Here is a 220-nt window from a genome sequence, read left to right as displayed (position 1 = left end):
CATGATGCTCGTCGACGAGCGCCATCACGAAATCGACGTCGGTCTCGATCTTTCGCCCGCCCTTGCTGGTCTTGCCGATCAGCCCAGAGATATTGGGGTAGATGTAGAAGGCGCCTTCGGGCCTATGGCAGCGCAGCCCTTCCACCTCCGACAATCTGTCGAGGACGAAGTCGCGTCTTTCCTTGTAGATCGCGGCCCGCTCCTTCAAGAGATCCTGAGG

1 protein-coding gene is annotated in these 220 nt (G+C 59.1%); it reads right to left on the bottom strand.

Annotated features, from left to right (window positions below):
- Positions 1 to 220 (bottom strand): aminotransferase class I/II-fold pyridoxal phosphate-dependent enzyme (locus tag AF337_RS14865; RefSeq protein ID WP_342028434.1); only part of this gene is annotated, 220 nt, incomplete at both ends.

The sequence above is a fragment of the Rhizobium ecuadorense genome, assembly GCF_001187535.1.
GTDB classification, from domain to species: domain Bacteria; phylum Pseudomonadota; class Alphaproteobacteria; order Rhizobiales; family Rhizobiaceae; genus Rhizobium; species Rhizobium ecuadorense.
This window is presented reverse-complemented; position numbering and strand designations above follow the sequence as displayed.